Annotated in this window: 10 protein-coding genes; 2 read left to right on the top strand and 8 right to left on the bottom strand. The window is 71.6% G+C overall.

Annotation, left to right across the window (positions count from 1 at the left end; all coding sequences use genetic code 11):
• From ada to mgtE, 5 genes are all read right to left on the bottom strand, one after another.
• The coding region (ada, locus tag FV223_RS11700; RefSeq protein WP_147727211.1) for a bifunctional DNA-binding transcriptional regulator/O6-methylguanine-DNA methyltransferase Ada at nucleotides 1-939 on the bottom strand (939 nt) is incomplete at its 3' end.
• 132 nt (nucleotides 940-1,071) lie between these two features.
• Nucleotides 1,072-1,953: an AlkA N-terminal domain-containing protein gene (locus FV223_RS11705; RefSeq protein ID WP_147727212.1), complete on the bottom strand. Its 882-nt coding sequence runs from the start codon at nucleotides 1,951-1,953 to the stop codon at nucleotides 1,072-1,074.
• A 17-nt stretch (nucleotides 1,954-1,970) separates the two neighbouring features.
• Nucleotides 1,971-5,747 carry a PAS domain S-box protein gene (locus FV223_RS11710; protein ID WP_246689667.1) on the bottom strand — a complete coding sequence of 1,259 codons (3,777 nt, stop codon included), beginning with the start codon at nucleotides 5,745-5,747 and terminating at the stop codon, nucleotides 1,971-1,973.
• A 73-nt stretch (nucleotides 5,748-5,820) separates the two neighbouring features.
• Complete coding sequence (locus tag FV223_RS11715; protein WP_147727214.1) at nucleotides 5,821-6,150, bottom strand: Hpt domain-containing protein; 330 nt, start codon at nucleotides 6,148-6,150, stop codon at nucleotides 5,821-5,823.
• A gap of 128 nt (nucleotides 6,151-6,278) precedes the next feature.
• Nucleotides 6,279-7,679 carry a magnesium transporter gene (gene mgtE / locus FV223_RS11720; RefSeq protein ID WP_147727215.1) on the bottom strand — a complete coding sequence of 467 codons (1,401 nt, stop codon included), beginning with the start codon at nucleotides 7,677-7,679 and terminating at the stop codon, nucleotides 6,279-6,281.
• Between the two features lie 481 nt (nucleotides 7,680-8,160).
• On the opposite strand from mgtE, the gene pqqA (FV223_RS11725) reads away from it, so the two are divergent.
• Nucleotides 8,161-8,250, top strand: a complete 90-nt coding sequence (pqqA, locus tag FV223_RS11725) for a pyrroloquinoline quinone precursor peptide PqqA (protein ID WP_147727216.1) — start codon at nucleotides 8,161-8,163, stop codon at nucleotides 8,248-8,250.
• 70 nt (nucleotides 8,251-8,320) lie between these two features.
• A complete protein-coding gene (pqqA, locus tag FV223_RS11730; RefSeq protein WP_007559225.1) occupies nucleotides 8,321-8,410 on the top strand; it encodes a pyrroloquinoline quinone precursor peptide PqqA in 90 nt (29 codons plus the stop codon).
• Between the two features lie 145 nt (nucleotides 8,411-8,555).
• Here the strand turns inward: pqqA (FV223_RS11730) and FV223_RS11735 are convergent, their stop codons facing one another.
• From FV223_RS11735 to FV223_RS11745, 3 genes are all read right to left on the bottom strand, one after another.
• Nucleotides 8,556-9,068: a winged helix DNA-binding protein gene (locus FV223_RS11735; protein ID WP_147727217.1), complete on the bottom strand. Its 513-nt coding sequence runs from the start codon at nucleotides 9,066-9,068 to the stop codon at nucleotides 8,556-8,558.
• 164 nt (nucleotides 9,069-9,232) lie between these two features.
• Nucleotides 9,233-9,688 carry a DUF6163 family protein gene (locus tag FV223_RS11740; protein ID WP_147727218.1) on the bottom strand — a complete coding sequence of 152 codons (456 nt, stop codon included), beginning with the start codon at nucleotides 9,686-9,688 and terminating at the stop codon, nucleotides 9,233-9,235.
• The coding region (locus tag FV223_RS11745; RefSeq protein WP_147727219.1) for an enoyl-CoA hydratase/isomerase family protein at nucleotides 9,688-10,102 on the bottom strand (415 nt) is incomplete at its 5' end. The genes FV223_RS11745 and FV223_RS11740, both read right to left, overlap by 1 nt.

The following is a 10,102-nucleotide window of genomic DNA, read 5'->3' on the forward strand; positions in this document are numbered from 1 at the left end:
GGCGACGGCCCGCACCGCCGCCGGCGTGCCGAGGCTCCGGGCGATCTCGGCGTAGCTCGCGGTCGTCCCCGCCGGGATCCTGCGCAGGGCGTCCCAGACGCGCTGCTGGAAGGCCGTGCCGCCGATGTCGAGGGGGAGGTCCGCCGGGCGCCCCGGCGCTTCGACCAGGCCGACGACCTGCGCGACCAGCGCCTCGAATGCGGCGTCGCCGCCGGCGAGCGTCGCGTTCGGAAAGCGGTCCTCCAGGTCGCGCAGCAGCGCGTCCGGATCGTCGCCGAGCAGGATCGCGCAGACGCCGCGGGCGGTAGCCGCGACGAGGATCGCGCCGAGGCTGCACGGGCCGACCGCGAAGCGGATGGTCTCGCCGGTCCCACCCTTGCGGTAGGCGGCGGGCGCCATGCCGAGCCGCTCGCCGGCCCCGGCGTAGAAGCGGCTCGCCGCCCCGTAGCCCGCCTCGTAGACCGCGTGCGTGACGCTGCCGGCGCTCGGCAGGGTCTTCGCCATCCGTTCGGCCCGGCGGGCCTCGCCGTAGGCCTTCGGCGTCACGCCGGTCGTCGCTTTGAACACCCGATGGAAGTGGAACGGGCTCATCCCGGCCGCGCGGGCGAGAACAGCGAGCGCGGGCAGCGATTCGGCCTCGTCGATCAGGCGGCAGGCGCCGGCGATCGCCGCGGCACGCCTCGCATCGGGCGACGCCTCGTTCGGCCGGCAGCGCCTGCACGGACGGAAGCCCGCATCCTCGGCCTCGGCGCAGGTGGCGTGGAACGCGACGTTCTCGGGACGCGCCGCGCGCGACGGGCAGCTCGGTCGGCAATACACGCCGGTGCTGCGGACCGAGTAGACGAAGCGGCCATCGTACGCCGCGTCTCGCGCCGACACGGCTTCGCGCCGCATGGCATCCGCTGAGAGATCGGGACGGGTGGCCTCGGTCGTCGGCATCGCAGCCTCATCGATGATCGGGGCCGGATGCGGCCCGCGCGGTCTCCCCGTCATGCGCTGCTCGCTCACGGGCCGCATCCCGTCCCTTGCTCTCGAATCCGGCGGGCATCCTGGGCGCGCACGGCGTCCTCCTCAATCCGCTGGCCGCGCCGCATCGACCGCCCAGAGGTGCAACGCCGCGTAGGCGCGGTACGGGCGCCAGCCTTCGGCGCGCAGCAGCAGCTCCGCCGGGCTCGGGCGCCCGGCGCCGCCATCGAGGGCCTGCAGCAGGCCGACGTCCCCGGGCGGAAACGCGTCCGGCGCGCGCAACGCCCGCATCGCGATGTACTGCGCTGTCCAAGGCCCGATCCCGCGGATCGCGGTCAGGCGGGCCACGGCGGTGGCGAGGTCCTGGTCGAGCGCGAACGGATCGGGCTCGGCGAGGCTCGCCGCCGCGAGCGCCCGGATCGCGGCGCCGCGCGCACGCGGCATCGTCAGGATCTGCGCGACGTCCGCCGCGGCCACCCGCTCGGCGGTCGGGAAGACATGGGTCAGGCCGGGTTCGGCGAGGGCCGGGAGGGGCGTTCCGAGCTCGGCGACGAGCCGCCCGGCGAGCTGGGTCGCGGCCGCCACAGAGACCTGCTGCCCGAGGATCGCGCGGACGCCGAGCTCGAACCCGTCCCAGGCCCCCGGCACCCGCAAGCCGGGCCGCGCGGCGACGAGGGGCCCGAGACGAGGATCGGTCGCGAGATGCGCGCCGATCGCCGCCGGGTCGGCGTCGCAATCGAACAGGCGCCGGAGCCGGGCCGCGATTCCGGGAAGCTCGGCCTCCGCCACGCCCGTCACGATCGCGACGAGCCCATCGCCGCCGGGCGTGATCGCGATCGATCCGGTTCGCCCTGCGACGGCGATGGTGCGCGCGTAACGATCCGGGCCCACCGCCTCGATCCCGGGGATCGCCCGGCCGGCGAGGAAGTCGCGCATCGCCGGCCAGTCGTAGGGCGGGCGGCAGGGCAGGGCGATCGACGCAGGCACCGCAGCCGCGATCCGGGTCAGCCGTTCACCGCCCGCCGCACCGGCGCGGCGTCGCGGCCCGGAAGCCAGCGTGCGATGGCGGCGTAGAGGACCGCGCGGTCGAACGGCTTGCCGACGTGGTCGTCCATGCCGGCCTCGCGGAACTGGCGCACCTCGGCCGGCAGCACGTTGGCGGTCATCGCGATCACCGGCACGTTCGCCGCCGGGCCTTTCAGGCGGCGGATCATCCGCGTCGCGGTGATGCCGTCCATGCCCGGCATCTGCACATCCATCAGCACGAGGTCGAACGCGCCGTCCTCCACCGCCATCACGGCGGCGGCGCCGTCGGCGACCACGTCGACGGTGTGGCCGGCGGCCTCCAGCACCAGTCGCGCCAGCTCTTGGTTGATCTCGACGTCCTCGACCAGGAGGATGTGCCCGGTGGCGTGCGACGCGACGACGGCCGGCACGGCGGTGGGTGCGTCGACGTCGACGCCGCGCGGCAGCGTCACCGTGAACCAGAAGGTCGAGCCCTCGCCGTCGTCGGAGGCGACGCCGATCGTCCCGCCCATCAGCTCGACGAGGCGCCGGCAGATCGCGAGGCCGAGGCCGGTCCCGCCGAAATCGCGGCTCACCGAATTGTCGACCTGCGAGAAGCGCTCGAACAGCCGGTGCTGCTTGGCCTGCGGGATGCCGATGCCGGTATCGCTGACGCTGAAACGGATGGTCTCGCCGGCGGGCGTGGTGCCGGCATGGCGCACCGCGAGGGTGACGCTGCCGCGCCGGGTGAACTTCACCGCGTTGTTCAGGAGGTTGAGCAGGATCTGGCGCAGCCGGGCCTCGTCGCCGACGAGGCTGGGCGGCAGGTCCGGGTCGATCCGGCCGATCACGGTGAGACCCTTCGCGGAGGCGAGCCCGCGCACGATCGACAGGCCGTTGTCGGCCAGCGCCGCCGGCGCGAAGGCGCGCTGCTCGAGATCGATCGCGCCGGCCTCGACCTTCGAGAAGTCGAGGATGTCGTTGACCACGGTGAGCAGGGCGGAGCCCGACGAGCGCGCCAGCTCGGCGTGGCGCTGCTGGTCGGGCGCCAGCCGCTCGGAGCGCGCCAGCAGGTCGGTGAAGCCGATCACCGCGTTCAGCGGGGTGCGGATCTCGTGGGACATCGCGGCGAGGAAGTCGGTCTTGGCGAGGCTCGCGCGCTCGGCTTCCAGGCGCGCGGCCTCCGCGGCGGTCTTGGCCGCCTGCAGCGCGAGCTCGGCCTGCTTGCGATCGGTCGCGTCGAGGTTCAGGCCGATCACCCGCACGGGCCGCCCGGCGGGATCGTAGTAGGCGCGGCCGATGCTCTGCAGCCAGCGCTCGACGCCGTCGCCGCCCGTGATCCTGAACTCCATCACGAAGCTGCGGCGCGAGGCGATCGCCTCGGCGGCGTCCGCCAGGGCGCGCTCCCGGTCCTCGGGCATCACCAGGGCCTTCCAAGCCTCGATCGGCATGCGCAGGGGTTCGGTGCTCGACAGCCCGTGCAGCCGCGCGCTCTCGGGCGAGAGCAGGACGGAACCGGCGACGAGGTCGAGGTCCCAGGAGCCCGCCTCGGCCGCGTCCTGGGCAAGGCGCAGCAGGTCGCTGGTCTCCTCCAGGGCCCGGCGCGCGGTGATGATGTCGTCGATGTCGAGGGCGGTGCCGAGCCAGCCGACGATGGTGCCCGCCTCGCGGATCGGCATCATCACGATCTTGTGCCAGCGATAGGTGCCGTCGTGCCGGCGCAGCCGGCCTTCGATCTCGTGCCCGCGCCCGTCGCGAACGGCCGCCGCCCGGGCCGCCTCCATGCGCCCGGCATCGTCCGGGTGGTTGGCCGCGAGCCTTTCGGCAAGGCCGGTCCCGATCAACCCGTAATAGGCCTCGAAGCGCTGGTTGACGTAGGCGGCGAGGCCATCCTCGGCCCGCACGATCCAGACGAGCTGCGGCAGCGTGTCGGCGAGCGCCCGGTAGCGCGCCTCGCTCGACCGCAAGGCGTCCTCCGCCTGATGGCGCGCATCGACGTCGCGGACCGAGGCGACGAAGCCGGCGGGTCGGCCGGCGGCGTCCCGCACCAGGCGCCACGAGCCCTCGACCCAGATGTAGGAGCGGTCGCCCCGGCGCAGGCGATAGGTCGCCACCGCGGTCTCGGCCTCGCCTCCCGAGAGGCGGGCGATCATCGCCGAGAGCGCGCCTGCGTCGTCGGGATGGGCCTCGTCCTCCGGCCGCGTCCCGACGAGGTCCTGCGGCGCCAGGCCCAGCAGCGCGTGCGAGGCCGGCGACGCGTAGATCCGCCGGCCGTCGAGGCCGACCTGGACGATCATGTCGCTGGCGTTGTCGGCGAGCAGGCGGTAGCGCGCCTCGCTCAGCGCGATCGCCTCCTCGGCCCGGCGCAGATGGGTGATGTCGCGCACGCTGATGAAGACGCGCGCCACGCGGCGGCCGCCGGCCTCGCGCAGGGGCACCAAGATCACCTCGAAGCGGTGGGTCCCGTCGCCGCCGACCCGCTCCTCCTGGCGCCGCGCTGGCTCGCCGGAGCGGATCACACCCTCGATGTCGGCCCGCACGATCGCGGCCATGTCGGGCGGCATCACCTCTTCCGGGGTCTTGCCGCGGACGGCCTGCTGCGAGTGCCCGATCAGCGCGGCGGCGCTCGGGTTCAGGGTCTCGAGGGCGAAGCTGCCATCGGCCGCGACGGCGTGGACGAAGAGGTGGTCGGTGGCGTTTTCGAACACGCCGCGGAACAGCGTCTCGGCCTCGCCGAGGGCACGGTGGGTCTCGACCAGCAGCGCCTCGCGCCGCCGCCGGCGCTCGAGCTCGCGCAGCAGCACAAGGCATCCGAGCAGGATGACCGCGCTCGCGACCGCGCCGACCGCCAGCGCGTTGCGCCGCTCCGCGACGAGCGGCGCGAGCACGACCTCCACCGACTTGCCGACCGTGACGACGAGCGGAAGGTTCTCCGTGGCGCGATATCCGAAGATGCGCGCGCGCCCGTCGAGGCCGCTCTCGACCGCGTAGGTTCCCGCCGGCGCCTCGGACAGGCGCGCGAACAGGCCCTGACCGTCGAGCCGCCGGGACAGGTCGCGCTCGTACATGCCCGGCATCGCCGGCTCGCGGATACGGACGTAGCCGTCGCGGCCGAACAGCCCGACGACCGCGTCGGCGCCGACGTCGAGCGCCTTGAAGCGCCGGGCGAGGTAGTCCGGGTCGACGGCCACCATGAGGACGCCGCCGAAGCTGCCGTCCGGGCGCGTCAGCCGGCGCGCGAGGTTGAAGGTGAAGGTATCCATCAGGCGGCCGCGGATGGTGCGCCCGATATAGAGGCCGGCTTCGGGATTGTCGGCCAGCGACCGGAAGTAGGGCCTGTCCGCGACGTTGGTCCTGCTGAGGGCGGAGGGCACGGCGTCGCGCGTGGCGACGAGGTCGCCGTTCGCGTCGAAGATCGCGATCTGGCGCGCGCTCTCGGCCAGCATCGTGGCGCGCTTCGACCAGCGGGCGAAATCGAAGGTCTCGGGATCGTCGGCGTAGTCGGCCTCGATCAGGCGCATCACCTGGTCGACGCCCTCGATCAGGCGCGAGACCTGCTCGGCCAGCGCGATCGACAGGTTCAGCACGTCGCGCCGCGCCTGGAGCATTTCGCCCTCGCGGCGCTGCTCAAGATGGAACAGCAGGCCGAGCCAAACGAGCGCGAGGAAGACGAGGCCCCCCGTCGCCACGAGCGCTTGCGGCAGCCGGCCGGCGAGGCGATTCGGCACGAGGCCGACCCTCCGTCGTTCCGGCATCTGCGTCGTCGCCACCATCATCCCGCTCACCCAGAACCCGTTCCGCGCGACCGTGGCATGCCGATCGTCACGAAACTGAATACGCGGCGCAGCGTCAGGACGTTTGCGCGACGTCTTCCAGCGCGCGCACGGTCTCGTCGCGCAGGTCGCGGATCTCGGCGAGCGCGGGCGCCAGGTCGGCGCCGTCCTTCGCCTCCGCTTCGAGAGCCCGGCAGGCCGTGGACAGCCGCTCGCAGCCGAGCATGCCCGACATCGAGATCAGGGTGTGCGCCTCCCGCGCGATCTCGCCCGGCGGGCGGCTTCCGGCCGGGAACGCGGTGCGCAGGCTGTCCGTGAACCGGACGATCAGGCGCCGGAGCTTCTCGGCGCCGATCACGCCGCCGAGGTCGTCGAGGACCGGGCGGCTCAGCAGGGGCAGGGTCACGGTCGCGCTCCGAAGTCACGTCTTGCCGGCGGCGCCTTCGTGGACGACGCCTGCATCGTCCGCCCTACGTCGGCCCGGACTGCGAAGTTTCCGTTGCCGACCGGTCGGCAACGGCAGCGGACGCGGCGCTAGAGCAGCGTGCCGCGCAGGATCAGCAACGCCACCGAGAAGTAGATGACGAGGCCGGTCACGTCGACGAGCGTCGCCACGAAGGGCGCCGAGGCGGTCGCCGGGTCGAAGCCGAGCCGTTGCAGCAGGAACGGCAGCATCGAGCCCGACAGCGACCCGAAGGTGACGATGCCGACGAGCGCGCCGCCGACGGTCGCCGCCACCAGCGGCCAGTGCTCGCCGTAATCGTACAGGCCGGTCTTCTGCCAGATCGCGATCCGCACCACGGCGATCACCCCGAGGATGCCGCCGAGCACGAGGCCGGTGGGCAGCTCGCGCAGGGCCACCCGCCACCAGTCGCGCAGGCGGATCTGGTGCAGCGCCAGCGCGCGGATCAGCAGCGAGGTCGCCTGGCTGCCGGAATTGCCGCCCGAGCTCATGATCAGCGGGATGAACAGCGTCAGGACGATCGCCTTCTCGAGCTCGCCCTCAAATCCCTGCATCGCCGAGGCGGTCAGCATCTCGGAGAGGAACAGCGCGCAGAGCCAGCCGGCGCGCTTCCGGATCATCGTCATGAAGCCGATGTCCATGTAGGGCTCGGGCAGCGCCTCCATGCCGCCGAAGCGCTGCACGTCCTGGGTCTGCTTCTCGACCATCGCGTCGATCATGTCGTCGACGGTGACGATGCCGATCAGGTGGCCGACCGCGTCGACCACCGGCAGGGCGAGCAGGTCGTATTTCGAGATCAGCCGGGCGGCCTCCTCGCGGCTCGCCGTCGGCGACACCGCGAGCGGGCGGCGGCCGGCGGCGACCGAGAGCACGTTGTCCTCGGGGTTGCCCGAGATCAGCCGGCGCAGCGGCACCGCCTTGGTCAGCGCGCGGGTGCGCGGGTCGAGCACGAAGATCGCATAGATCGTCTCGCGGGTCTTCTCGACGCGGCGGATGTGGTCGAGGGTCTGCGCCACGGTCCAGGTGCCGGGCACGGTGACGAACTCGGTGGTCATCAGCGAGCCGACGGTCTCCTCGCCGTAGGCGCTGAGGCGGTCGACCGCGCCGCGGGTCTCGGCGTCGAGGCGGGCGCGCAGGTCCGAGCGGCCGGGCTCCTCAATCTCGCGGAACACGTCGGTGACGCGGTCGGCCGACATGCCCGACAGGTAGGTGGCGACGCGGTCGCGCGGCAGCATCTCGATGATGTCGGCGGCGTCGTCGAGCTCGGGCTGGTCGAGCACCTCGATCGCGCGATCGTGCGGCAGGCCGAGCAGGATCGCGGCGGCGACCTCCGGCGCCTCGGCGTTCAGCGCCTCGACGATGTCGGGCGCACGCTCGTCGGAGAGGCGCGCAGCCAGGACGGAGGGGTCGACGCGCGGATCGATCGGCACGACCGCGTCGAGGACCGGCAGGGGGGGGACCTGTTCAACCATGGGCCTCGCCTCGCGGGCCCGGCGGCGCGCCGTACGGCACCGGCCGCGACCGGCTGCGCGGCGGAGCCCGGCGCGAGCCCTTCAGGGGCTCAGGCGGGATCGCGGCGTGCGGCCGGCCACGGCTCGGACGATCGGTCTGGCGTGTCGCTGGGCATCGAATCTTCGTGGGAATGGCGTGCGCGGATGCCGACGGCCGTATCCGCGCGCGGCAGCCTGTGCGCCCGGCGGTGCGACGCGTCAAGCCGAAAGCGCGTCCCTCGGAAAGGGCGTGGCGGCAGAGGGCGGAATGGGGTTGGCGATTTGGCGCCACCGCCACCATCTACCTGATCTGAAAGCCGAATTCGGCGTTTTGGAGATGAATGCCGGGGCGACCGAGCGCTCTCTCGGGGATCCTATGAGAAATATAAGTGTAGCGCCCGCTTGTATTGCGCCCAAGGTATCGCCTATCTTCCGGTCATCGAAGTTCACGAGGAGAAACGCCATGGCCTGGTCCGCCCCCATCGTTCAGGAAGTCTGCGTCGGCATGGAAGTGACGAGCTACGAGTCCGCCGAGATCGACACCTTCAACTGAGCCGATGACCGGCTCGCGAGCGAGCCGGCTAGACGTCCCTTTCGCCCGCATCCCATTCAGGAGAATTCACATGGCTTGGTCCGCCCCCGTCGTTTCCGAGATCTGTGTCGGCATGGAAGTCACCAGCTACGAGTCGGCCGAGATCGACACCTTCAACTGAGCTTTCGATCGGCCGCCGATGCGGCCGGTCTCGTGAGCGCCGCTCCCTCGGGGGCGGCGTTTTGCGTTGGTGCCGGGCGTGAAACAACGAAGCCGGCCGTCCCTCGCGGGCGGCCGGCTTCGTTGTGTTCGGCGTGACCGAGGTCTCAGAGACGGTAGCGGATCTGGTCGGTCCAGAACCGCTCCAGGCGGCTGAGGGCGGTGTTGAGCCGGCCGAAATCGTCGTCGGAGATGCCGCCGATCGGCTGGATGGTGCGGGCGTGCTTGTCGTAGAGGCCCTGGATGATGTCGTGGACCATCCGGCCCTTGTCGGTGAGGCTGATGCGCACCGAGCGGCGGTCGGTCTTCGAGCGGGCGTGGTGCAGGTAGCCGGCCTCGACCAGCTTCTTGACGTTGTAGGAGACGTTGGAGCCGAGGTAGTAGCCCTTGGTCCGCAGCTCGCTGGCGGTGAGTTCCTTGTCGCCGATGTTGTAGAGCAGCAGCGCCTGAACGCTGTTGACGTCCTCGCGGCCGCGACGCTCGAACTCGTCCTTGATCACGTCAAGCAGGCGGCGGTGCAAGCGCTCGACGAGGTGCAGGGCTTCGAGATACGAGCCGGCGACGGCTCCGGTCTCGGGAGCGGTGTTGGTATCCGAGATCTTGACGGCCTGGGACTTCATCTTGTGCCTCGCCCGAATTGTTCTGCCGGAGCCTTCTGCCGTCCGGCACCGCTCATGGGGTGAAACTAGGCGGCGGAGATGAAAACCGCTCTAAGAGACAGGATGAATTCGCGATTTACTTCTGTCGGTAAATGCAAAGTGAAGTGATTCGTATAACCACTCGTTTACCGCGCTTCCTGTGCCGCGAGCCAAGAAAAAACGAAGTAGAAGATTACGATACTGGACTCGACCAAGACCAGAATCAGCGGCGTCTGCAACAGTTGCGGCGTCAGGACGGCGAGCGTCAGCATCGAGGTCACCGCCAGCAGCCAGACCACGCCGCCCCAGGCGCTGGTGAGCCACAGGCCGATCGCCGCGTTGGCGTCAATCACCGCGAAGTAGATCAGCGCCGCCTGGCGCCCGAACGGCTCCAGTGCGAACGGGCGGTGCCCCGGCACCACATCGAGGATCGTCGCGAAGGAGAGCACGCTCTTGGCGAGCCACGCCAGGGCCGTCAGCCGCATGAACCAGACCAGCACCGTGTCCCAGGTGCTCTTGGGCGCGGCCGAGCGCCGCTCGATGCGGTCGCTCGGGGCCTCGCCGACTGCGCTGCCGCGGGTGATGCGTCCGACCTTGCGCATCAGGCGAACCGAGGCTCCGGCGCCTCGGACGGCCCGAAGGCAGCGGCGACCGCGGCGTGGTCGACGGCCTCGAGCGTCGCCGGCCGCCAGTCCGGCCGGCCGTCCTTGTCGATCAGCACGGCGCGGACGCCCTCGAAGAAGTCATGCCCGCGCATCAGGCGGGTGACGAGGCGGTATTCGGTCAGCACCGCGTCGGCGAAATCGAGATCCAGCCCGCGCCGCATCTGCTCGCGGGCGATGCACAGGCTTGTCGGGCAGCGGGTGCGCATCACGGCCGCGGTCTCCGCGGCGAAGGTCGAGCCCGATGCGGCCGCGCCGTCCAGCCGTCGCAGGATGTCCGCGACGTCGTCGGCGGCGAACACGTCGTTGATCAGGCCGCGCTCGAGACCGGCGCCGCGCGCCCGCCGACCGGGC

Origin of the sequence: Methylobacterium sp. WL116 (genome assembly GCF_008039455.1) — a bacterium.
Lineage (GTDB): Bacteria > Pseudomonadota > Alphaproteobacteria > Rhizobiales > Beijerinckiaceae > Methylobacterium.